The sequence below is a fragment of the Fibrobacter sp. HC4 genome, from assembly GCF_023373925.1.
Lineage (GTDB): Bacteria > Fibrobacterota > Fibrobacteria > Fibrobacterales > Fibrobacteraceae > Fibrobacter.
Map to the genome: position 1 here is coordinate 99150 of NZ_JALCZV010000012.1, position 19297 is coordinate 118446.

Annotated in this window: 34 protein-coding genes and 1 pseudogene; 3 read left to right on the forward strand and 32 right to left on the reverse strand. The window is 50.9% G+C overall.

Going from position 1 to position 19297, the window contains the following annotated elements:
• Positions 1-28 precede the first annotated feature (28 nt).
• Positions 29-1102 carry a glycosyltransferase gene (locus MMG03_RS09420; protein WP_249506160.1) on the forward strand — a complete coding sequence of 358 codons (1074 nt, stop codon included), beginning with the start codon at positions 29-31 and terminating at the stop codon, positions 1100-1102.
• Positions 1087-2613: a lipopolysaccharide biosynthesis protein gene (locus MMG03_RS09425; protein WP_073287108.1), complete on the forward strand. Its 1527-nt coding sequence runs from the start codon at positions 1087-1089 to the stop codon at positions 2611-2613. The genes MMG03_RS09420 and MMG03_RS09425 overlap by 16 nt, the downstream gene beginning before the upstream one ends.
• Here MMG03_RS09425 and MMG03_RS09430 read toward each other — a convergent pair.
• The 3 genes from MMG03_RS09430 to MMG03_RS09440 are packed head-to-tail and all read right to left on the reverse strand — an operon-like array spanning position 2584 to position 6223.
• A complete protein-coding gene (locus tag MMG03_RS09430; RefSeq protein WP_073159132.1) occupies positions 2584-3894 on the reverse strand; it encodes an O-antigen polymerase in 1311 nt (436 codons plus the stop codon). The genes MMG03_RS09425 and MMG03_RS09430 overlap by 30 nt on opposite strands.
• 18 nt (positions 3895-3912) lie before the next feature.
• Complete coding sequence (locus MMG03_RS09435; RefSeq protein WP_073159134.1) at positions 3913-5115, reverse strand: hypothetical protein; 1203 nt, start codon at positions 5113-5115, stop codon at positions 3913-3915.
• Position 5116: 1 nt separating this feature from the next.
• Complete coding sequence (locus MMG03_RS09440) at positions 5117-6223, reverse strand: polysaccharide biosynthesis/export family protein (protein WP_249269450.1); 1107 nt, start codon at positions 6221-6223, stop codon at positions 5117-5119.
• On the opposite strand from MMG03_RS09440, the gene MMG03_RS09445 reads away from it, so the two are divergent.
• Positions 6201-6350 (forward strand): hypothetical protein, encoded by a 150-nt coding sequence (locus tag MMG03_RS09445; RefSeq protein WP_249269449.1) that lies wholly within the window; start codon positions 6201-6203, stop codon positions 6348-6350. The genes MMG03_RS09440 and MMG03_RS09445 overlap by 23 nt on opposite strands.
• A 34-nt stretch (positions 6351-6384) precedes the next feature.
• Here the strand turns inward: MMG03_RS09445 and rplQ are convergent, their stop codons facing one another.
• The 29 genes and pseudogenes from rplQ to tuf form a co-directional block, all read right to left on the reverse strand.
• Positions 6385-6852, reverse strand: coding sequence for a 50S ribosomal protein L17 (rplQ, locus tag MMG03_RS09450; RefSeq protein WP_073159138.1), 468 nt, complete (start codon positions 6850-6852; stop codon positions 6385-6387).
• A gap of 2 nt (positions 6853-6854) precedes the next feature.
• Positions 6855-7829: a DNA-directed RNA polymerase subunit alpha gene (locus MMG03_RS09455; protein ID WP_073159140.1), complete on the reverse strand. Its 975-nt coding sequence runs from the start codon at positions 7827-7829 to the stop codon at positions 6855-6857.
• 18 nt (positions 7830-7847) lie between these two features.
• Positions 7848-8267 (reverse strand): 30S ribosomal protein S11, encoded by a 420-nt coding sequence (rpsK, locus tag MMG03_RS09460; protein WP_073159201.1) that lies wholly within the window; start codon positions 8265-8267, stop codon positions 7848-7850.
• A 26-nt stretch (positions 8268-8293) separates the two neighbouring features.
• On the reverse strand, positions 8294-8662 hold the full coding sequence (rpsM, locus tag MMG03_RS09465; RefSeq protein WP_073159142.1) for a 30S ribosomal protein S13: 369 nt from the start codon (positions 8660-8662) through the stop codon (positions 8294-8296).
• Positions 8663-8671: 9 nt separating this feature from the next.
• Positions 8672-8788 carry a 50S ribosomal protein L36 gene (rpmJ, locus tag MMG03_RS09470; RefSeq protein ID WP_014546097.1) on the reverse strand — a complete coding sequence of 39 codons (117 nt, stop codon included), beginning with the start codon at positions 8786-8788 and terminating at the stop codon, positions 8672-8674.
• A gap of 27 nt (positions 8789-8815) precedes the next feature.
• A complete protein-coding gene (gene infA, locus MMG03_RS09475; protein ID WP_014546098.1) occupies positions 8816-9034 on the reverse strand; it encodes a translation initiation factor IF-1 in 219 nt (72 codons plus the stop codon).
• Positions 9034-10395 carry a preprotein translocase subunit SecY gene (gene secY / locus MMG03_RS09480; protein WP_073159144.1) on the reverse strand — a complete coding sequence of 454 codons (1362 nt, stop codon included), beginning with the start codon at positions 10393-10395 and terminating at the stop codon, positions 9034-9036. The genes infA and secY overlap by 1 nt, the downstream gene beginning before the upstream one ends.
• Complete coding sequence (rplO, locus tag MMG03_RS09485; RefSeq protein WP_073159146.1) at positions 10395-10832, reverse strand: 50S ribosomal protein L15; 438 nt, start codon at positions 10830-10832, stop codon at positions 10395-10397. The genes secY and rplO overlap by 1 nt, the downstream gene beginning before the upstream one ends.
• Before the next feature lies 1 nt (position 10833).
• Positions 10834-11013, reverse strand: coding sequence for a 50S ribosomal protein L30 (rpmD, locus tag MMG03_RS09490; RefSeq protein WP_073159148.1), 180 nt, complete (start codon positions 11011-11013; stop codon positions 10834-10836).
• 11 nt (positions 11014-11024) lie between these two features.
• On the reverse strand, positions 11025-11519 hold the full coding sequence (gene rpsE, locus MMG03_RS09495) for a 30S ribosomal protein S5 (RefSeq protein WP_073159149.1): 495 nt from the start codon (positions 11517-11519) through the stop codon (positions 11025-11027).
• Positions 11519-11890: a 50S ribosomal protein L18 gene (gene rplR, locus MMG03_RS09500; protein WP_073159151.1), complete on the reverse strand. Its 372-nt coding sequence runs from the start codon at positions 11888-11890 to the stop codon at positions 11519-11521. Before rplR ends, rpsE begins: the two co-directional genes overlap by 1 nt.
• A 9-nt stretch (positions 11891-11899) precedes the next feature.
• Positions 11900-12439, reverse strand: a complete 540-nt coding sequence (gene rplF, locus MMG03_RS09505; protein WP_073159153.1) for a 50S ribosomal protein L6 — start codon at positions 12437-12439, stop codon at positions 11900-11902.
• Positions 12440-12441: 2 nt separating this feature from the next.
• Positions 12442-12837 carry a 30S ribosomal protein S8 gene (rpsH, locus tag MMG03_RS09510; RefSeq protein ID WP_073159155.1) on the reverse strand — a complete coding sequence of 132 codons (396 nt, stop codon included), beginning with the start codon at positions 12835-12837 and terminating at the stop codon, positions 12442-12444.
• A 13-nt stretch (positions 12838-12850) separates the two neighbouring features.
• On the reverse strand, positions 12851-13036 hold the full coding sequence (locus MMG03_RS09515) for a type Z 30S ribosomal protein S14 (protein ID WP_072799949.1): 186 nt from the start codon (positions 13034-13036) through the stop codon (positions 12851-12853).
• A 9-nt stretch (positions 13037-13045) separates the two neighbouring features.
• Positions 13046-13585 (reverse strand): 50S ribosomal protein L5, encoded by a 540-nt coding sequence (gene rplE / locus MMG03_RS09520; protein WP_073159157.1) that lies wholly within the window; start codon positions 13583-13585, stop codon positions 13046-13048.
• A gap of 8 nt (positions 13586-13593) precedes the next feature.
• Positions 13594-13893 (reverse strand): 50S ribosomal protein L24, encoded by a 300-nt coding sequence (rplX, locus tag MMG03_RS09525; protein WP_073159159.1) that lies wholly within the window; start codon positions 13891-13893, stop codon positions 13594-13596.
• Entirely contained in the window at positions 13893-14261 is a 369-nt protein-coding gene (gene rplN, locus MMG03_RS09530) for a 50S ribosomal protein L14 (RefSeq protein WP_073159161.1), read from the reverse strand. Before rplN ends, rplX begins: the two co-directional genes overlap by 1 nt.
• Positions 14262-14282: 21 nt before the next feature.
• Positions 14283-14537 (reverse strand): 30S ribosomal protein S17, encoded by a 255-nt coding sequence (gene rpsQ, locus MMG03_RS09535; RefSeq protein ID WP_073159163.1) that lies wholly within the window; start codon positions 14535-14537, stop codon positions 14283-14285.
• 18 nt (positions 14538-14555) lie between these two features.
• Positions 14556-14747, reverse strand: coding sequence for a 50S ribosomal protein L29 (gene rpmC, locus MMG03_RS09540; RefSeq protein ID WP_073159165.1), 192 nt, complete (start codon positions 14745-14747; stop codon positions 14556-14558).
• Positions 14747-15160, reverse strand: a complete 414-nt coding sequence (gene rplP / locus MMG03_RS09545) for a 50S ribosomal protein L16 (protein WP_073159167.1) — start codon at positions 15158-15160, stop codon at positions 14747-14749. Before rplP ends, rpmC begins: the two co-directional genes overlap by 1 nt.
• 2 nt (positions 15161-15162) lie before the next feature.
• Positions 15163-15822 (reverse strand): 30S ribosomal protein S3, encoded by a 660-nt coding sequence (gene rpsC, locus MMG03_RS09550; protein WP_073159169.1) that lies wholly within the window; start codon positions 15820-15822, stop codon positions 15163-15165.
• A 5-nt stretch (positions 15823-15827) separates the two neighbouring features.
• Complete coding sequence (gene rplV, locus MMG03_RS09555) at positions 15828-16175, reverse strand: 50S ribosomal protein L22 (protein ID WP_073159171.1); 348 nt, start codon at positions 16173-16175, stop codon at positions 15828-15830.
• Positions 16175-16456, reverse strand: a complete 282-nt coding sequence (rpsS, locus tag MMG03_RS09560) for a 30S ribosomal protein S19 (protein WP_073159173.1) — start codon at positions 16454-16456, stop codon at positions 16175-16177. Before rpsS ends, rplV begins: the two co-directional genes overlap by 1 nt.
• A gap of 3 nt (positions 16457-16459) precedes the next feature.
• A complete protein-coding gene (gene rplB, locus MMG03_RS09565; protein ID WP_073159175.1) occupies positions 16460-17290 on the reverse strand; it encodes a 50S ribosomal protein L2 in 831 nt (276 codons plus the stop codon).
• Positions 17291-17292: 2 nt separating this feature from the next.
• Positions 17293-17598, reverse strand: a complete 306-nt coding sequence (gene rplW, locus MMG03_RS09570) for a 50S ribosomal protein L23 (protein ID WP_073159177.1) — start codon at positions 17596-17598, stop codon at positions 17293-17295.
• Positions 17598-18218 (reverse strand): 50S ribosomal protein L4, encoded by a 621-nt coding sequence (rplD, locus tag MMG03_RS09575; protein WP_073159179.1) that lies wholly within the window; start codon positions 18216-18218, stop codon positions 17598-17600. The genes rplW and rplD overlap by 1 nt, the downstream gene beginning before the upstream one ends.
• On the reverse strand, positions 18218-18835 hold the full coding sequence (gene rplC / locus MMG03_RS09580; RefSeq protein ID WP_073159181.1) for a 50S ribosomal protein L3: 618 nt from the start codon (positions 18833-18835) through the stop codon (positions 18218-18220). The genes rplD and rplC overlap by 1 nt, the downstream gene beginning before the upstream one ends.
• 5 nt (positions 18836-18840) lie before the next feature.
• Entirely contained in the window at positions 18841-19149 is a 309-nt protein-coding gene (rpsJ, locus tag MMG03_RS09585) for a 30S ribosomal protein S10 (protein WP_014546117.1), read from the reverse strand.
• 10 nt (positions 19150-19159) lie between these two features.
• A pseudogene (tuf, locus tag MMG03_RS09590) lies at positions 19160-19297 on the reverse strand (elongation factor Tu); the annotation flags it as partial.

A 19297-nucleotide genomic window follows, 5' to 3' on the forward strand; every position in this document is an offset into this window, starting at 1 on the left:
GAGAACCCTAGCGAATATAAAAAAAATCATGCCCAAAGTCAGTATCATCACGCCGTCCTACAACACGCCTCCCGATTTTTTCAAGCAGTGTATCGAGAGCCTGTTAGGGCAGACGCTAAGGGACATCGAGCTGATCATCATCGATGACGGCTCCACATCGAAAGACGAAACTGTCGCCCCCTGCATCCAGCTTTGCAACAGCTACGCCGCCGACACCCGCGTCAAGTTTCTAAAACAAGACCACAAGGGCGTCTCGGAAGCCCGCAATCTCGGCATCCAGAACGCAACCGGCGACTACATCGTATTCCTCGATTCCGACGACTGGTTCGATACCGACACACTGGAAAGTTTATACAACTACGCCGTAGCCCAAAATTCCGACATTACCATCTTCGAAAACTATCGAAACACGGCCACTTCGGAACAGAACTTCAAGGCATTCCCCAAAGACATCGGCCATTTCGAAGGCGAGAACCTGGTCGAACTGATCAAAAATGCGGTACAGACAAATCCGCTCCACTGCGGAATCATTATTGGTGTTTGCTGCAAATTTTACAGAGCTGATTTTTTAAAGAAAAATGATTTAAAATTCAGGTCGGGAATCTCTCTTGGCGAAGACAGGATGTTCTTCCTGAACGCCCTTTGCAAACGTCCAAGAATATCTTACCTGGCACGCCCCTTCTACCACTATCGCGAATCGGAAAGTTCCCTTTCCCAGTCCGTCCGAAAGGATTTCGGATCCATTCTCGCCAACAGTGAGCTGTACCTGCAGCAACTCCCCATCGCCGAAGCCTACGGCATCCCCACCGAGACTTACACATCCTGGGTCTACACGGATTTCGCGAGAATCATATGGGCCTCCCTGATCCAGTATTACATCAACCCGCAGAATCGGGATTCCTATTTCGCCACCCGAAAGAACTTCCTGGAATTTATCAACCTGGATGTCTGCCAAAAGGCACTGAGGCGATTCAACCGAGAATGTTTCAGCAAGAAGGACCTGCTTAAACTCAGCCTCTGTCAGGCAAGGCTGTTCTCGGTACTTTACCTTTTTAAAATTAAGCTGTCCATCCAGAGAAGAATCCTATGCCGTCACAAGTAAACCGACGCATCGCCAAGAATACCCTCTTCCTTTACATAAGGATGGCGTTCACCCTGGTCGTCTCCCTCTATACGTCAAGAATCGTACTCAAGTACCTGGGCGTATCGGACTTCGGAATCTTTGAAATTGTCGGAAGCATCGCTGCCGCCTTCTCGTTCCTGATTGCCTCCATGACCCTGGCCACCCAGCGCTACCTGAATTTCGCCCTGGGCCAAAAAGACCTTGAAAGGGTTTCAAAAGTCTTCTCGGCAGCCATGAACATCCATGTGGGAATCTCGCTGGTCCTGCTGATCTTGGCAGAAACCGTGGGCCTTTACTTCTTGAACCATAACTTGAACATTCCCGAAGGCCGAATCGGAATCGCAAACATTGTCTACCAGTTTTCCATCGGCAGCACCCTTCTGGGCATTGTCTTCATCCCCTACAACGCGCTGATCATCGCAAACGAGAAAATGTCCTTTATCGCAGGCATCAGCATCGTCAACGCCCTGCTAAGATTGGTCATCGTCTACATGCTGGTCATCATCAACGCCGACAAGCTCCTCGCCTATGCGGCGCTGGCCTTCGCCGTCTGCGTCATCGTGCAATTATCCTACGCCGTCTACTGCAAGCGAAACTTCAGCCAGCATTGCAGATACAGCTTTGAGCGCGACAGGCAGCTCTTCAGGGAAATGGCCTCCTTCTCCGGGTGGTGTACCTTTGGCGGCGTCACCTCCATCTGCAAATCCCAGGGCATCAACTTCATCCTGAACATTTTCCACGGCGTTACCCTGAATGCCGCCATGGGAATCGCCAACCGTGTCGCCGAGGCAACGAACCAGCTGGTCGCCAGTTTCCAGACGGCAAGCAATCCCCAAATTGTCAAGCAGTACTCAAACGGAGAATTCGAATCCCTTTCCACCCTGGTCATACGGGTCTCGAAATTTTCCTATTTCCTGATGTTCATCTTCGCGGCACCGCTGCTGCTGAACATCGATTTCATCTTCAGCATCTGGCTTGTAGAAGTGCCCGAATACGCCACGTCCTTCGTCAAGTGGATGATCCTCTTTGTTTTGACCGATTCCATCGCCGGCCCCCAATGGATGTCCATTCTCGCCACAGGAAAGGTCCGCAACTACTACATCATCGAAACAGCAATCACCTTCCTGAACATTCCCCTCTGTGTGCTGGTCCTTTACCTGAACTACTCGCCGGTCTACGTTTTCGTGGTGCGCTTCGCCATCAACCTCGTGGTACTCTTCTGGCGCGCCGCCTACATGCAAGACAAAATCCACCTGCCCCTCAAACGATATCTGGGTAAGGTCATCTGGCCCATCATCCTGGTTTCGTCAGTGGCAGGCGGCATCTCCCTCGCCAGCGCAGAAATCCCCGTTCAGGGCGTCGTACGCTTTGTCGTGCTTTCTGCCATATCGGCAACAGCAGTCATCGGTGCCACATGGATATTCGGCCTTAACGCCGACGAACGCCATTCCTGCAAGAACCTAATTCTTAGCAAGCTCAAGCGAATCTAGCTCAGCCGTTTGTGCAACAGCCGGCCTGCGCCTTCTCTTGCAGGCGAAATGCATAAATGCGATAAGGTAGACCCAGAGCCAGACATGGCCCAGCTTAAAGCCACCTACAAAGAAACTCCAACCCACATGGTAGATGGACAGGGCCATCAGTACGAACATCTGGGGGCGACAGCAAACCTTCATGCGTTCATAAAGGAACGACATCAGGAACGAAACGAAAAACGGGAAGAATATACAGCCTGCAATTCCAAAGTTCTTGTAGACTTCCCACAAGTAGCTAACAGTATTGTAGCCGCGCTGTTTCATGATGCGGTCATTGAAGACGTCATCCCACCCGTAAGACGACCTAAAGCCACCCGGCGCTCCCGTATATTCCACAAGGGCACCCGCCATGTCCAGGCCGTAAGTATACGGATGTATTTCCCTATCGTTAGGGGGATTTGCCGCATAATCAAGATTCCAATAGTTATTGGCAATGTAATTATAGGGCAAGGTCATCACGTACTTCAAGCCCATCCCTTCCAGCGAGGAACTTCCATACTGCGAACGGACAAGACCTACCGCCACGAAAGATGAGATGGCAAGGACGATCACCATGATAATCGCCTTGGTCGGTATGCGTTTCTTTAGATAGTGAAAAAGAATAAAGGAAGAGCCCAGGCACAGGAATAGGGCATTACGTCCAGGGTACACGCATACAGATAATATAATGACACAAATCGCCAGAATGAATGAAGCAATCCTGATACACTTATAGGGATTGATAGACTTGAAGGAGGCGACCATCAGCGTCACCACCACAAAAGGGGAACTGGCAAAGCTGACATTGGCAAAGGCCGACGCCTGAACGCTACTCCTTAAAGTCTTCTGCCCCACGCTCATAAGGTACATTCCGCCCATAGCTCGAGATACAAGGAACGCACCCACAGCAAAAATGGCCACAAAAATCAGCGAGAAGACAAAGTGCAATTTCCAGTTGTATTCCCGCCCCACTTCCATGGTCCGGCTCTTTTCCAGCTCGACCGTTTCCGGCTTTATCAAGTAATAGGCCATGGAACCAAGGATAAACGCAGCCATGGCACCGAGCCAGGCAAACCAGGTAACAATCTTGAAATCGCTCATGGACGGGGAAATCTTCAGGTACGAGATTCCCAACGTGACGCATTGGCAAAAGACATAGAAAACGGTCGGGTGGAAAAAATCCCTTTTCAGGGCCCCCACATACACAATGCAGAGAATTGCCGATAAGGCACAGGCGATTGAAACGTAATAAGCTTCCACCAGAAAACCGTTTCGCGACTACTTAAATCTAATCTTGCGAGAGAACTTGCTGATTTCCTTGCCCAGGCTAGATTCAGGATCCACGCTGCGGCAATATTCAATAAAGCAGCAGAGGGAAACAGCCAGGATAAAGCTGAGAGAGAATACGAACACCAGGGTAACACCACGCAGCGGTCGAATCTTCTTGTCGTTATCCCAAGGCGGCAACAACACAATCAGATTAGACATCAGGTTGCTCTCTTCGATATAGAGACGTTCGCTTTCCTGCTTCAAGAAAGTATAAATCGCCCCCTGCATCCTGATTTCCTTTTCCATTCTGGTATATTCGGCAGCCAGCCCGGGAACCTTGCTCAGAGAAAGCACACCGATATTGCTCTGCCTTCCACCGAGGGCCTGGTTTCTGGTGTTTTCCACCTTCTTGACTCGTTCATTCAGTTCGCGGTAAAGCTTGGTATTTTCGCCATGCTCTACGCGTTCCTTATCAAGCGCAAGAGACACCACATTGTAATCAGTCTGCAGGCTAGCCAGATACTTCATTGTACCTTCAACTTGCACTTCAGGATCATACACATGGTTCTTCTGCTGGAAATTCACAAATTCCCTTTCCAGGGAATCCAACCTGACCATCACTTCTTCAAGACGCTGGTTCATATACAGCCTAGACTGGCGGGCCTGAGTCGTCTTGAAGGAATTGTACATGGAGTCCACGTTGGCCAGCATGAAACTCAAAATGTCTGCGGCAAGCTTATGGTCCTCGTCGACAAAAGTCACGTGGAACATTTCTTCGTCGTTTTCTTCCAGAGAAAACTTCTTGCGGAAAAGTTTCAGCAAGTCTGCATGAAAGTTCCCGTCAAATTCGTAATGGTCTGCCAGGTTGAACTTCTCGATAACCTTGTTGTGCAGTTCCCACGAATTAAAATAAGTCCAGACAATGTTCTTGCCGTCATCACCCCCTCCCAGCAGGGAAGACATAGAAGACAGACCACCGGCACCATCCAGCAACTTGCTGAGGCTTCCGGCAGAAGTTCCAGAACCGTTAGGCGGAGTTACGACAGCCTCGGCAGAATATTCAGGCTTGATAACCCACATCACCAATACAAAAGCTACCAACACAGGAAGCCAAAGCGTAACCATAAACAGGAACTTGTGCGAAAGGCAGCTATTGACCATCTTCAGCACACATTCCAATAAAGTCATGTCTTTCTGATTTTCAGTAACCATACTACTTGTAACTCATGTATATGATAAATGTAGACGAAACCACCGATAGCAGCGAGGCCAGGAACAAGGTGAAATCCTTAAAAGATTCGTAATGGCTTTTAGGAATTTCGATATAGTCGCCCGGGAGAATCTGATCTTCAGTGACGCTCAGGGTAAGGGCCGTCGGCTTGTTACCACGCCACACCCTAATCTGGTTCCAGGAACCGGCAATGGTGTTGATACCGGCAGCGGCGGCATAATCCAGCGCATGCCAGCTGGGATTATACGGATAACGGCCAATGGCATTTACGGCGCCACCCACATAGACCAGCATTTCCTGCACAGAAAATTCCACTTCGGTATTGGGCGCAATCTGGGTCAGCTTCATTTCAGAAAGGGTAATCCAGCGGGGAGCCTTTCCAGGTTCGCGGACACAGACCGCCTTGTAACCTAGGTTATGCATACGGGTACCGCCGGCAAGCTCAAAGTAATCCTGCAAAGTCCTTCCTTCCTGGAAGGCCACACTAGTACGATACCCCGGGAAAATCAGCGCAATGTTATCGCCCATAGCGACAAAGGGAACATAAATCTTGTCCCCCTGTTCCAGCATGACATCCTGTTCGAAATCACCCGACGAAGACATTGCATTATAGTTCACATGCAGGGTATCGTTACCACGCAGGACCCAGATATCTTCCTTGTTGGCATTGGGAAGAACACCACCAACCTGTCTAATGAAAAAGCTCAACCTGGTCTGAGGTTCAACCACCTGCTGACCGATTGTCGTTACGGCACCCATCACATTCACACGGAACTTCTTGAGAGCGGAAAGCTGGACAAAACAATATTCGCGGTTATAACGTTTAGCCACAAGATCAAGAATCAAGGTCTGGGCCTCGGACAGGGTTTTTCCACCAATATTGACCGAACCGCATTCCTCGATAGCCACGGAACCATCCGGATAAATTTGAACGGTGAGATACTTGTCTTCAAGCATCAAGTCCAAAAAATCACCCGGTCCAAGAACATAAGCAGAATCCACCTGAACTTCGGCAAAGGCCGGCTGAAGAGAAACTGTGCTACGGGAAGGCGCACCCTTACTAGAAGTGGACAACGAAGAACTAAGCATTGATGTCTCTGCAAAAGCAGAAAGAATGCAAAGCAAAATAAGTGAAATAATTTTCGGCATGTTGAACGAAAAATACAAAAATAAAGCAGCCGGAGTTATGGGTAAAAATAAAAAAGCCCAGTCATAGGACTGGGCTCTTTAAACCGATTGCAAAAGATCGATTAGACGGACTTGCCTTCGCCTTCAACCATGTTAACGGTTTCAGACTTTGCAGGTTCTGCAGACTTCTTAGCCTTAACGACGATTTCGTCTTCGACGAGACCGACGAGAGCCATTTCAGCAGCATCACCAGCACGGTTCGGGCCGAGCTTCAGGATACGGGTATAACCACCGTTACGGGAAGCATAGCGCGGGCCGATAGTGTTGAACAAATCCTGGAGAACCTTCGGGTCCATCACGAAGCGAGCAGCTTCACGACGTGCAGAAAGGTCACCCTTCTTTGCATAAGTGATCATGCGATCCACGCAGCTACGAACGAGCTTAGCCTTGTGGAGAGTGGTGCGCACGTAGCGGTTGCCCTGTTCGGCTTCCATACCCTTTCCAAGAATGGAAGTGGTAAGAGCGCGGAGGATGGCACGCTTGTGCTGGGCGTTAACGCCGAGTTTCTTGTTTTTTACACCGTGTCTCATTTTTAATCCTTCAAGTAGTCATCGACGTCCATACCAAAGCTGAGGCCCATGGAGGTCAATACTTCATTAAGTTCAACCAAGGACTTACGACCGAAGTTCTTGTATTTGAGCATATCGTTTTCCTTGTTGCGCACAAGTTCGCCAACGGTATGGATGTTTGCCATACGGAGGCAGTTGCTGGAGCGAACGGAAAGTTCCAGATCGTCCACGCGGGTGCGCAGGAGCTGAGCGATACGCTGACGTTCTTCGTCCATCTCCAATTCTTCGGGAGATTCGAGATCGCCTTCGAAGTTGATGAAGATTTCCAGGTGATCGACCAGGAGCTTTGCAGCATAAGCCAAAGCATCTTCCGGATCGATGGAACCGTCAGTCGTAATCTCAAGTTCCAGACGGTTGTAGTCCGTCTTCTGGCCAACGCGGGTATCGCTGATGTGCATTGCTACTTTCTGCACCGGATTGAAGTTGGCGTCCATGGCGATTACGCCGATCGGAGCGTCCTTGTCCTTCAATTCGTCAGCAGTGACGTAGCCACGGCCGCTGGAAATCTTAACTTCCAGAGACAGCGAAGCGTTACCGTTCAATGTTGCGATATGAACATCCGGAGTCAGGATAGCGACATTCGGATTGTCCATGAAGTCCTTAGCCGTGACTTCGCCGTCGCCGGACATATCCAGGCGAAGGGTTTCGTCGTGGTCGGAAAGGAGCTTAACGCGGATGCTCTTAAGATTCAGGATAATGTCAGTGACATCTTCCTTAACACCCGGAATCGTCGAAAATTCCTTGTCAACGCCTTCGATTTTCACGGAGACAATAGCCGCACCCTGCAGAGAGGAAAGGAGCGTACGACGGAGAGCGTTACCGAGGGTGATACCCCAGCCACGTTCCAAGGCTTCTACGACAAACTTAGCGTAGCGGCCGTCTTCGCCGGTTTCCACTTTCTGGAAGCTGCGCGGCATCTGAAGTGATTTCCACATCATTGGCGATACCTCTTTAGATTAGACTCTTCTCTTCTTTTTAGGACGGCAACCGTTGTGAGGAACGCCCGTCACGTCTCGAATAGAGAGAACTTCGAGGCCCGCATTCTTGATAGCACGGACAGCGGATTCACGACCACCACCTGCGCCCTTGACGCGGACATCCACCTTACGCATACCGAGGTCGAATGCCTTGTGAGCAGCAACTTCAGCAGCCAGCTGAGCAGCGAACGGAGTGCTCTTACGAGAGCCCTTGAAGCCGGAGTTACCGGGAGAGCCCCAAGCTACAACGTTACCGCGAGCGTCGGTGATAGAAACGATTGTATTGTTGAAGGAAGCGAACACGCAGGCAATACCCTGGAGGTCAATACGCTTCTTGCCCTTCTTAACCTTGACTTCTTCAGCAGCCGGAGCTTCTACAGCGGCAGCAGTTTCATTAATTACTTCTTCAGCCACGATGAGACTCCTTACTTCTTCTTGTTAGCCACAGTTTTCTTCGGGCCCTTACGAGTACGGGCATTGGTGCGGGAACGCTGACCGCGGACCGGGAGGCCCTTGCGGTGGCGGATACCACGGTAGCAACCAATATCCTGCAAACGCTTAATGTTCAGGGTAACTTCTGCGCGAAGCTGACCTTCCACAGAGTATTCGTCTTCCAGGAGATGACGAACCTTACCTTGTTCTTCTTCAGTCAGGTCATCACACTTCTTGTCTTTGTCAATGCCCAACTGAGCACAGACCTTACGAGCGGTGAACAGACCGACACCATAAATTGCCGTCAGACCATATTCAACAGTCTTGTTTTTCGGTAAATCGACACCAGCGATACGTGCCATACGATCTCCTTATCCCTGCTTCTGCTTGTGACGGGGGTTCTTCGAACAGATGATGCGCAATACACCCTTACGACGGATGATCTTGCAGTTTTCACATCTGGGTTTGATGGAGGCTTTGATTTTCATAGGTTTGACCTTCTTTGAAAATACCTATTACTTGTAACGGTAAGTGATTCTTCCACGATTTAAATCGTAGGGAGAAATTTCTACCAACACTTTGTCGTCAGGCAAAATTCTAATGAAATGCCGACGCATTTTTCCTGAAACATGGGCCAGAATTTCGTGACCATTTCCGAGTTGAACGCGGAAGAAAGCGTTGGGAAGGGCTTCCAACACAACGCCTTCTACTTGAATTCCTTCTTCTTTAGCCACTAGTTAGCCATCCTGCCGCGGATGCGGCCATTTTTCAAGAAACCTTCATAATTTTTGGTATGCAACTGAGCTTCGAGCTGACGAAGTGTATCAAGTGCAACACCAACCACGATAAGTACCGAGGTACCCCCAATATAGAAAGTCATATTGAGTTCGTTTTTCAAATGCAGGGGAACAACGCTAATAAAAGCGAGATAAAGTGCCCCAGGCAGAGAAATTCGAGTTAAAACGTGGTCAATATACTCTGCAGTCTGCTTACCCGGACGTACACCAGGGATAAATCCGCCAGACCTCTTCAGATTTTCAGCAATATCATTCGGGTTGTACTGAATTGCTGTGTAGAAGAAGGTGAAGAAGATAATCAGGAGTGCATCCACCACACTGTAAGAAATGTGGCCGGGGATAAACATAGATGCAAAGCTCTGCATCGCTGTAACGTTCGGGAACCAAGATGCAATCATTGCCGGAATGAACATGATGCAAGAGGCGAAGATCACGGGGATCACGTTAGCGGTATTCACCTTGAAAGGCAGATAGCTAGACTGACCACCTACGACCTTACTACCGACAGTACGGCGAGGACTTTGTAGAGGAATTCGACGGGTCGCCTGTTCCACGAAGACGATGAAGCCGACAATCAGGACCACGATGGCAAGGATCATTACTTCGAATGCCAGGGGATGAATGCCTTCCTTCAACATTTCCGCTTCAGCCATAACGGCCCTCGGGAGGCCGCCGACGATACCGGCGAAAATAATAAGAGAAATACCGTTACCCACACCATGAGAGGTGATTTGTTCACCAAGGTACATCACAAAAATCGTACCAGCAGTGAAGGTCAGGGTAGCGAGTAAACGGAAGCCGACGTTACCGGCGCCAGAAGCGAAGTCGTCCGCAAGGACCGACACGCCAGCACCAGTAGCGGTAGTCACCTTCAGGGAGGAAAGCCATACAGAAATGCCCCATCCCTGCAGAGCAGCCAAGGCTACCGTGAAGTAGCGAGTATACTGGTTCAGCTTAGCGCGTCCTTCCTGACCTTCCTTCTGTAACATCTGGATGGCGGGAATAACAGAGCCCATCAACTGAATGATAATGCTCGCACTGATGTACGGCATGATGCCCAACGCAAACACTGTGGCCTTAGCGAAAGCACCGCCAGTGAAGGAGTCATACAGACCGAACAAGTTGTTTGAATTACGGAAGAACTCCGCCAGAACGGCAGAATTCACTCCGGGGATGGTGATGTGAGCGCCAATACGATAAACGATCAAAAGACCAAGCGTAAAAAGCAACTTCTTACGCAGGTCTTCAATCTTGAAGGCATTGACGAACGCATCAATAGCTTTCTTGAGAGCTTCCATTAGATGATCTCGACTTTGCCGCCAGCAGCTTCAATGAGGGCCTTAGCCTTTTCGCTGATAGCGTTAACCTTTACGTTGATAGCCTTATCGATGGCACCAAAAGCGAGGACCTTGACCGGCAGTTCGACGTTACGGATGAAGCCCTGATCGAACAGAGACTGTGCATCGAAGTCGACGACGCTGCAGGAAGCAAGCTTCTTCAGGTTCACGATCTGGTATTCGACACCAGCGTGCTTGAAGCCGCGCTTCGGGATACGACGGTGAATAGGCATCTGGCCGCCTTCAAAAGCGACACGACCGGCCTTAGCACTCTTACGAGCACCAGCACCCTTCTGACCACGGCCAGCAGTGGTGCCCCAACCGGAACCCGGACCACGGCCGATACGCTTGCGCTTTACGACCTTGGCCTTGCCAGGATTGAGAGTATTGAGTTCCATCTTAGATCTCCTCGACCTTTACCATGTCAGCCACAGCATTGATCATGCCCTGGATGGAGGGGGTCAAATTGTGTTCAACAGACTGTCCAATCTTGCGCAGACCGAGAGCAGCAACGTTTGCACGATGCATCGGGAGGCGACGGACGATACCCTTGATCAAAGTAATACGAACTTTCTTCATTGTATTACCCCTTAGGCGTTAGCACCGCGCAGTGCAGCGCAGTCCTGTTTGTTCTTCTGAGCCAGGAGGCCTTCGACGCAAGCGCGAACGACGGTGCTGGGGTTGGAAGAACCGTGAATCTTAGTGAGAATGTTGCGCACGCCAGCGAGTTCGAGAACTGCACGGGCAGCAGCACCGGCGATAACACCAGTACCCGGAGCAGCCGGCATCAGGAGGATGCGGGTTGCACCGCTCTTGACTTCGATGTCATGAGGGATGGTGCCGTCCAGGAGCTGGACTTCGACGATGTTACGGTTAGCAGCTTCGGTACCCTTACGGATAGCTTCGGAAACTTCCTTAGCCTTGCCGAGGCCTACACCAATCTTACCATTCTTGTTGCCAACGACAACGAGAGCGGAGAAAGACATACGACGACCGCCCTTAACGGTCTTGGCGCAACGGTTGATGTGTACAACCTTGTCTTCAAATTCAGAAACTTGAGCTTCGCGTTCCAAAGTGTACCTCATTAGAACTTCAGGCCGCCTTCACGAGCACCTTCTGCAAGGGCCTGAACGCGACCATGATAGATGTAACCGCCGCGGTCAAAGACCACGGATTCAATGCCCTTGGACTTGGCGATTTCAGCAATCAAAAGACCGAGCTGCTTGCTCTGTTCAGTCTTTGTCATTTCACCGAACTTGCCCTGGAAATCCTTGGAAGTAGTGGTGAGCTGAGCAATAGACTTGTTGTTTGCGTCATCGATAATCTGGGCGACCATGTGAGACAAAGAACGGCGAACAGCCAAACGAGGGCATTCTGCAGTTCCGACAACAGACTTACGTACGCGAGCGTGGCGTGCGATTCTGGACTGGATTCTTTTCTTAGCAATTGCAGTCATAGTTTACCCTTATTTACCTGTCTTCTTACCCTGCTTGCGACGGACAATTTCGCCAGCGTACTTAATGCCCTTGCCCTTATACGGTTCAGGACGGCGGTACTTGCGAATTTCAGCAGCAGCCTGGCCAACCTTCTGCTTGTCGATACCCTTGATGGAAATCTTCAGGGGATCAACAGCCTTCAGTTCCACGCCTTCCGGTGCCTGGAAGATAACCGGATGAGAGAAACCGAGAACGAGGTTCAAGTCCTTGCCCTTCTGTTCAACACGATAGCCAACGCCAACGATTTCGAGAACCTTTTCGAAACCCTTGGTCACGCCTTCAACCATGTTGGCAACGAGAGCGCGAGTGGTGCCGTGAATTGCACGGGTGAACTTCTGGTCGTCAGGACGGGTGAAGGACAGCTGGTTGTTTTCGAACTTGATAGCAATCAGTTCGTGAACGTCAGCTTCGAGCTTGCCGAGGGGACCTTCAACCTTGATGTTCTGACCATTGATGGCAACCTTAACGTTTGCCGGGACGTTGATAATAGCTTTACCGATACGGGACATCTTTACCAAACCTTTGCGATGACTTCGCCGCCCACATTTTCCTTGCGAGCTTCGTGGTCAGTCATGACGCCTTTAGAGGTGGAGATGATAGCAAAGCCGAGGCCATTGCGAACGCGCGGAAGCTTGGCTGCGTCAACGTAGTGACGAAGACCCGGGGTAGACACGCGCTGGATGCCCTGGATTGCGGATTCACCGTTAGTGTAGCGGAGGAGGACCTTGAGGATGCCCTGCTTACCGTCTTCAACTACGACGAACTTCTTAATGAAACCTTTTTCCTGCAGAACGCGAGCGATTTCACGCTTCAGGTTGCTGGCAGGAATGTCCACCACGGGGAGCTTTGCCGTAGAGGCATTGCGGATACGGGTGAGCATATCGGCGATAGGATCTGTCATTGCCATGAGTATACTCTCCTTACCAAGACGACTTAGTGATACCGGGGATTTCGCCGGCCAGGGCCATTTCGCGGAAGCAAATACGGCAAAGGCCAAAGCGGCGCATAAAGGCGTGCGGCCTACCGCAACGCTTGCAACGGTTGTACCCACGAACGGTATACTTCGGAGTACGCTTGCATTTTTCAATCATTCTTGTGCTAGCCATGGTATTACCTTACTTACGGAAGGGGAGTCCAAGTTCTTCGAGGAGAGCACGGCCTTCGTCGTCAGTCTTTGCAGAGGTAACGAAGGAGATGTCCATACCGAAGGTACGAGAGATCTTGTCGATGTCGATTTCAACAAAGATGGTCTGTTCCTTGATACCGAGGGTAAAGTTACCCATACCATCGAAACCACGACGTGCGAGACCACGGAAGTCACGAACACGAGGCAGGTTCACGTTGATAAAGCGGTAGAGGAAGTCCCACATGTTTTCGCCATGGAGAGTGACCTTAGCGCCGATACCGATGCCTTCACGGAGGTGGAAGTTAGCAACAGCCTTCTTAGCGTTGGTAACGATAGCCTTCTGACCAGTGATTGCAGTCAGGGTATCCACAGCTTCGTCGAGAACCTTACGGTTCTGGGAGGCAGCGCCAACACCCATGTTGATCACGATCTTTTCGAGGCGGGGAATCATCATCACGTTCTTGTAGGCAAACTTCTGCTGCAAGGCCGGGACGACTTTTTCGAGATAAAATTGCTTCATCTGGTTCATTGTAATCCTCACAGAGCCTTACCGGACTTAACGCTCACGCGAACAGCCTTCTTGCCAGCTTCGCGAACGATGCGAGTACGTACCGGAGTGTTGCCTTCGAGAAGCATCACGTTGGAAATGTCGATCGGCAGTTCCTTTTCGATGATGCCACCGGTCTGGTTGGTCTGGCTCGGCTTTTCGTGACGCTTGCAAACGTTAACGCCGCTAACGGTCACCTTGCCTGCCTTGACGCTAATCACGGTGCCGGTCTTGCCCTTGTTGGCACCGGAAATCACCTTGACGGTATCATTCTTCTTGATGTTAGCCATTAGAGAACCTCAGGTGCGAGGGAGATGATCTTCATGTATTTCTTGTCGCGGAGCTCACGAGCCACCGGTCCAAAAATACGGGTTCCACGCGGTTCACCTTCCTTATTGATGAGAACCACTGCATTGTCGGAGAAACGGATCAAAGTTCCATCCGGACGTGCGATTTCCTTACGAGTGCGGACGACTACTGCGTCTGCCACGGAACCCTTCTTCACCTTGCTCTGGGGGATAGCGTCCTTAACGGCTACCTTGATGACATCACCGATGCTAGCATAGCGACGGTTTGTGCCACCCAAAACACGGATGCAGGCGACTTCCTTGGCACCACTGTTATCGGCCACGACGAGTCTGGTTTCTTCTTGAATCATATTCGCCTTACTCCAAAAAGATTATTTCTTCTTTTCCACAATGCGAACCAAGCGCCAGCGCTTAGTTGCAGAGAGGGGACGAGTTTCCATGATTTCTACCAAGTCGCCTTCCTGGGCTTCGTTGTTTTCATCGTGAGCCTTGAGCTTCTTGGTAGTGGTCATGATCTTGTTGTACATCGGGTGACGCTTGCGGTTTTCAACCACAACCGTGATGGTCTTATCCATCTTGTCGGAAGAGACAACGCCCTGCTTAACCTTACGAAGGTTTCTATCCATTTCCTGCTCCTGCCTGGCTTAAGCCTTGGCCTTTTCGGTGAGGATGGTCTTGACTCGAGCAATATCCTTGCGGGTTGCCTGAATCAAAGAGGGTTTTTCCAAGCTACCAAGCTTTGCAGCCATGCGGTAGTTGAACAAATCGAGATTCAACTGAGCGAGCTTTTCCTTGAGCTGGTCAACACCCAGTTCCTTTAATTCACGTGCCTTCATTAGATCTCCGATTCTTCGATGATTTTGCACTTGAGGGGGAGCTTCTGAGCTGCCACGTGGAGAGCTTCCAGTGCCAGTTCGCGTTCGACGCCACCCATTTCGAAAATGATGCGGCCCGGGAGGATCACGGCTGCCCAGAATTCGACAGCGCCCTTACCCTTACCCATACGAGCTTCTGCAGGATGGCGGGTGATCGGCTTGTCGGGGAAGACGCGGATCCAAACGCGGCCACCGCGCTTGATCTTACGGGTCATGGCGATACGAGCAGCTTCGATTTGGCGAGCAGTCAGCCAGCACTTTTCGAGAGCCTGAATGCCGAATTCGCCGAAGGCGATGGAGTTACCGCGAGAAGCGATACCCTTCATACGGCCTTTCATCTGCTTACGATGTAATGTTCTTTTAGGACTCAGCATAATTACTTCTCTCTCTTGTTGTCAGACATGACGTCCTTACCAATCTTTTCACCGTGCATGATCCACACCTTAATACCGATGGCACCATAAACGGTCTTGGCAATCGCAGTTGCGTAATCGATGTCAGCGCGCAGAGTGTGCAGAGGCACGCGACCTTCAGCATACTTTTCAACGCGAGCAATTTCAGCACCGCCGAGACGGCCACCGCACTGCACCTTGATACCTTCCACACCCATACGCATAGCGGACTGGATGGCGCGCTTCATAGCGCGGCGGAAGGAAATACGCTTTTCGAGCTGACGAGCGATATTTTCGGCAACCAGCTTAGCGTCAGTTTCCGGACGCTTGATTTCCTGGACGTTAATATAGATTTCTTTACCGGTGATCAACTGGAGTTCGCCCTTCAGCTTCTCCAATTCTTCGCCCTTACGGCCGATCACGATACCCGGACGGGCAGTAAAGAGGTTAACATTCACCTTCTTGACGGTACGTTCGATACCAACCTTGGACAGGGAAGCATGTTCGAAGCGCTTCATCAAGTAGCGACGGAGCATGATATCTTCATAAAGAAGATCTGCAAACTTGTCTTCGGCATACCACTTGGATTCCCAGCCGCGGATGACGCCAAGACGAAGACCATTCGGATGAGTTTTCTGACCCATTTTAATTACTCCTTGTTGGCCACAACGACTGTGATGTGAGAGAGCGGCTTTTCGATACGGAAAGCACGGCCCTGGGAACGCGGATGGATGCGCTTCATGATGGTTGCACCGTCAGCAGTGATGGTCTTGATGACCAGTTCTTCTGCTGCAACAGCGGAAGCGGACTTCTGCTTGAAGTTAGCAACAGCGGACTTCAGTGCATTTTCAACCAGGGGAGCGCCCTTGGTCTGCGTGTGGAGGATAGAGAGCATTGCGAATGCTTCTGCAACGGACTTGCCACGAACCAGGTCGACAACGCGACGCAGCTTGCGGACACCGTAACGGACGTTTTTCACTTTAGCTACAGCTTGCATTATTTCTTGCCTCCGACAGTTTCAGTCTTGCGGTGACCCTTGAAAGTACGGGTCAGGGAGAATTCACCCAGCTTGTGACCGACCATGTTTTCGGTTACATAGACAGGAATGAACTGCTTACCGTTGTACACGGAGAAAGTAAGTCCGACCATATCGGGGATGATGGTAGAACGACGGGACCAGGTCTTGATAGCCTGTTTCTTGTCGGAACCGGCCATGGCCTGAGCTTTGACGAGAACGTGGGAATCCACGAACGCACCTTTCTTAAGGGATCTAGACATGAATTAGGCCCTCTTCTGACGACGACGAACGATGAAACGATCGGTACGCTTATTGTTACGAGTTTTTGCACCCTTAGAGTTCTTACCCCAAGGAGAGCAGGGATGACGACCACCAGAGGTACGACCTTCACCACCACCAAGGGGGTGATCGACCGGGTTCATAACGACACCGCGGACAGACGGGCGAATGCCAAGCCAGCGAGAGCGGCCTGCAGAACCCGAGGATTCATTCATGTGATCGATATTGGAAACCTGACCAACGGTAGCGAGGCAGTCTTCCGGAATGTAGCGAACTTCGCCACTCGGCAGACGGACCTGGCACAGCTTGCCATCCTTAGCAACCAGTTCTGCACCGGCACCAGCGGAACGAGCAATCTGGGCACCCTTGCCCGGCTTCATTTCGATGTTGTGGATAATGGTGTTCAGCGGAATTTCGCGGATGGGAAGAGCATTACCAACGCGGAATTCGGCACCTTCGCCAGAATTCAGAACGTCACCGACCTTAACGTCTGCAGGTGCGATGATGTAGCAGCGCTTGCCGTTTTCGTACTTGACGAGAGCGATGCGAGCAGTGCGGTTCGGATCGTATTCGATAGTTTCGACGACGCAGGAGACACCTGCGAACTGACGCTTGAAATCGATGAGACGATACAGTTTCTTGTGACCACCACCGCGACGGCGGGAAGTGATTTCACCGGCGTTGTTACGGCCAGAGCTACGCTTGATACCCTTGGTAAGCGGCTTGTACGGCTTGTCAGCAGTGATTTCCTTGCGGTCACCAATCTGCTTGTAACGAAGCGTCGGGGTAAGCGGGCGATAAGACTTCAAACCCATGATTATACTCCTTCGAACTCAGCGATGGACTGACCGGCCTTCAAAGTAATGTAGGCCTTCTTCCAGTTGGACTTCTTGCCAGCAACCATGCCCATACGGACACGCTTCATCTTACCACGGTTGATCAAGGTATTGACGGAGTCAACAGAAACGTTGAAACGCTTTTCGATAGCTTCCTTGATTTCGGTCTTGGTGGCAGACTTGGCAACCTTGAAAACGTACTTCTTCACATCCTTGGATGCAGCCATAACCTTGGCAGCGTCTTCGGTAATGTGCGGAGCAACGAGGATTTCGTGAATTTCAGCCATTAGCGGCCTCCTTCAAGTTCTGCGAGTGCAGCCTGAGAGATAACAACGTTGTTGGCACGAACGATATCGTAGGTGTTAACGTCGGCTACGCGAGCGCAACGGCACCAAGGGATATTGTTGGAGGACAGGTAAAGGTTCTGATCCTTTTCGCTAACCAGGAAGAGAGCGTTACGCTGTTCCAGACCAGCCTTAGCGAGAACGGAGAGGAGATCCTTGGTCTTGGGAGCTGCGAAGCTGAGAGCTTCGAACACCATCACCTTGCCTTCAGCTGCCTTAGCAGAGAGAGCAGAGTGGAAAGCGATCTTCTTAACCTTCTTGTTGACCTTTTCGAAGTAGTCGTGAGACTTCGGACCGTGAGCCTTAGCACCACGAACCCAAACTGCAGAGGTGTTCTGACCGGAACGAGCGCGGCCGGTACCCTTCTGCTTCCACGGCTTCTGACCACCACCGCTAACGGCGGACTTGTTCTTGGTCTGAGCAGTGCCCTGACGGTTGTTGTTCAGGATAGCCTTGATATGCAAGTACATGCAAACCTTGTTGACTTCCACGTCGAACATTGCCGGGAGCTGAATATCATTCTTAAAATCGCCAGTAGCGGCGAAGAGCTTTGCATTAGCCATTAGTCTTTCCTCACCACGATAATGCTGTTCTTAGCACCGGGGACTGCGCCACGGACGAAGATCAGGTTGCGGTCGCCATCAACCTTAACGACCTGGAGGTGCTTAACGGTAACCTTCTTGTTACCGAACTGACCAGCCATGCGCTTACCCGGGAAAACACGGCCCGGATAGGAGTGAGCGGAAGTACCACCCGGTTCACGCATATTGTGAGTACCGTGGGAACGAGGACCGCTGTGGAAGTTGTGGCGCTTGATGGTACCAGAGAAGCCGTGACCCTTAGAGATGCCGGAAACGTTGACAACCTTAACGTCAGCGAAATCAGCAGCACCAAATTCCTTGCCAACCGGCCAGGATTCGAGATCAGCGACATCAAATTCAGCGAGGTGTTCACGAACAGCAACGTCAGCCTTCTTGAAATGGCCGATTTCTGCCTTATTGGCACGCTGTTCCTTCTTGAGACCAAAGCCGATCTGGACAGCAGTATAGCCATCCTTCTCTTCTGTCTTGTGGGAAACGACCACGCACGGACCGGCTTCGAGAACCGTAACAGGAACGCATTCGCCCTGTTCCGTGAATACCTGGGTCATTCCCAATTTCTTTGCGAGAATACCGTTCATTGTTATTAAACCTTAATTTCGACTTCAACGCCTGCGGGCAAGTCAAGTTTCATGAGGGAATCTACAGTCTGCGGAGTAGCATCAAGGATGTCGATAAGACGCTTGTGCGTACGGGATTCGAACTGTTCACGAGAAGTCTTGTCAATATGCGGAGAGCGGAGCACCGTATACTTCTGAATCTTCGTCGGGAGAGGGATGGGGCCAGCAATGCGGGCACCAGTGTTCTTAGCTGTATTCACGATGTCCTGAGCAGAGCGGTCGATCATGCGATGATCGAAGCTCTTCAAGCGAATACGAATGCGTTCACCAGCCATTGTAAATTCCTTACTTGATGATTTCGGTTACAGAACCAGCACCAACGGTACGGCCACCTTCGCGGATTGCGAAGCGGAGCTGCTTTTCCATTGCGACGGGAGCGATCAGAGTGGTGTGGATAGTGACGGTGTCACCCGGGGTCACCAT

Excerpts from the sequence above, each read along its gene's own strand:
- MMG03_RS09420 (WP_249506160.1), top strand. The coding sequence starts at position 29 with ATGCCCAAAGTCAGTATCATCACGCCGTCCTACAACACGCCTCCCGAT.
- MMG03_RS09425 (WP_073287108.1), top strand. The coding sequence starts at position 1,087 with ATGCCGTCACAAGTAAACCGACGCATCGCCAAGAATACCCTCTTCCTT.
- MMG03_RS09435 (WP_073159134.1), bottom strand. The coding sequence starts at position 5,115 with ATGGTTACTGAAAATCAGAAAGACATGACTTTATTGGAATGTGTGCTG.
- MMG03_RS09440 (WP_249269450.1), bottom strand. The coding sequence starts at position 6,223 with ATGCTTAGTTCTTCGTTGTCCACTTCTAGTAAGGGTGCGCCTTCCCGT.
- rplQ (WP_073159138.1), bottom strand. The coding sequence starts at position 6,852 with ATGAGACACGGTGTAAAAAACAAGAAACTCGGCGTTAACGCCCAGCAC.
- MMG03_RS09455 (WP_073159140.1), bottom strand. The coding sequence starts at position 7,829 with ATGATGTGGAAATCACTTCAGATGCCGCGCAGCTTCCAGAAAGTGGAA.
- rpsM (WP_073159142.1), bottom strand. The coding sequence starts at position 8,662 with ATGGCACGTATCGCTGGTGTCGATTTACCGAAAAACAAGACTGTTGAA.
- rpmJ (WP_014546097.1), bottom strand. The coding sequence starts at position 8,788 with ATGAAAATCAAAGCCTCCATCAAACCCAGATGTGAAAACTGCAAGATC.
- secY (WP_073159144.1), bottom strand. The coding sequence starts at position 10,395 with ATGGAAGCTCTCAAGAAAGCTATTGATGCGTTCGTCAATGCCTTCAAG.
- rplO (WP_073159146.1), bottom strand. The coding sequence starts at position 10,832 with ATGGAACTCAATACTCTCAATCCTGGCAAGGCCAAGGTCGTAAAGCGC.
- rpmD (WP_073159148.1), bottom strand. The coding sequence starts at position 11,013 with ATGAAGAAAGTTCGTATTACTTTGATCAAGGGTATCGTCCGTCGCCTC.
- rpsE (WP_073159149.1), bottom strand. The coding sequence starts at position 11,519 with ATGAGGTACACTTTGGAACGCGAAGCTCAAGTTTCTGAATTTGAAGAC.
- rplR (WP_073159151.1), bottom strand. The coding sequence starts at position 11,890 with ATGACTGCAATTGCTAAGAAAAGAATCCAGTCCAGAATCGCACGCCAC.
- rplF (WP_073159153.1), bottom strand. The coding sequence starts at position 12,439 with ATGTCCCGTATCGGTAAAGCTATTATCAACGTCCCGGCAAACGTTAAG.
- rpsH (WP_073159155.1), bottom strand. The coding sequence starts at position 12,837 with ATGGCAATGACAGATCCTATCGCCGATATGCTCACCCGTATCCGCAAT.
- MMG03_RS09515 (WP_072799949.1), bottom strand. The coding sequence starts at position 13,036 with ATGGCTAGCACAAGAATGATTGAAAAATGCAAGCGTACTCCGAAGTAT.
- rplE (WP_073159157.1), bottom strand. The coding sequence starts at position 13,585 with ATGAACCAGATGAAGCAATTTTATCTCGAAAAAGTCGTCCCGGCCTTG.
- rplX (WP_073159159.1), bottom strand. The coding sequence starts at position 13,893 with ATGGCTAACATCAAGAAGAATGATACCGTCAAGGTGATTTCCGGTGCC.
- rplN (WP_073159161.1), bottom strand. The coding sequence starts at position 14,261 with ATGATTCAAGAAGAAACCAGACTCGTCGTGGCCGATAACAGTGGTGCC.
- rpsQ (WP_073159163.1), bottom strand. The coding sequence starts at position 14,537 with ATGGATAGAAACCTTCGTAAGGTTAAGCAGGGCGTTGTCTCTTCCGAC.
- rpmC (WP_073159165.1), bottom strand. The coding sequence starts at position 14,747 with ATGAAGGCACGTGAATTAAAGGAACTGGGTGTTGACCAGCTCAAGGAA.
- rplP (WP_073159167.1), bottom strand. The coding sequence starts at position 15,160 with ATGCTGAGTCCTAAAAGAACATTACATCGTAAGCAGATGAAAGGCCGT.
- rpsC (WP_073159169.1), bottom strand. The coding sequence starts at position 15,822 with ATGGGTCAGAAAACTCATCCGAATGGTCTTCGTCTTGGCGTCATCCGC.
- rplV (WP_073159171.1), bottom strand. The coding sequence starts at position 16,175 with ATGCAAGCTGTAGCTAAAGTGAAAAACGTCCGTTACGGTGTCCGCAAG.
- rpsS (WP_073159173.1), bottom strand. The coding sequence starts at position 16,456 with ATGTCTAGATCCCTTAAGAAAGGTGCGTTCGTGGATTCCCACGTTCTC.
- rplB (WP_073159175.1), bottom strand. The coding sequence starts at position 17,290 with ATGGGTTTGAAGTCTTATCGCCCGCTTACCCCGACGCTTCGTTACAAG.
- rplW (WP_073159177.1), bottom strand. The coding sequence starts at position 17,598 with ATGGCTGAAATTCACGAAATCCTCGTTGCTCCGCACATTACCGAAGAC.
- rplD (WP_073159179.1), bottom strand. The coding sequence starts at position 18,218 with ATGGCTAATGCAAAGCTCTTCGCCGCTACTGGCGATTTTAAGAATGAT.
- rplC (WP_073159181.1), bottom strand. The coding sequence starts at position 18,835 with ATGAACGGTATTCTCGCAAAGAAATTGGGAATGACCCAGGTATTCACG.
- rpsJ (WP_014546117.1), bottom strand. The coding sequence starts at position 19,149 with ATGGCTGGTGAACGCATTCGTATTCGCTTGAAGAGCTTCGATCATCGC.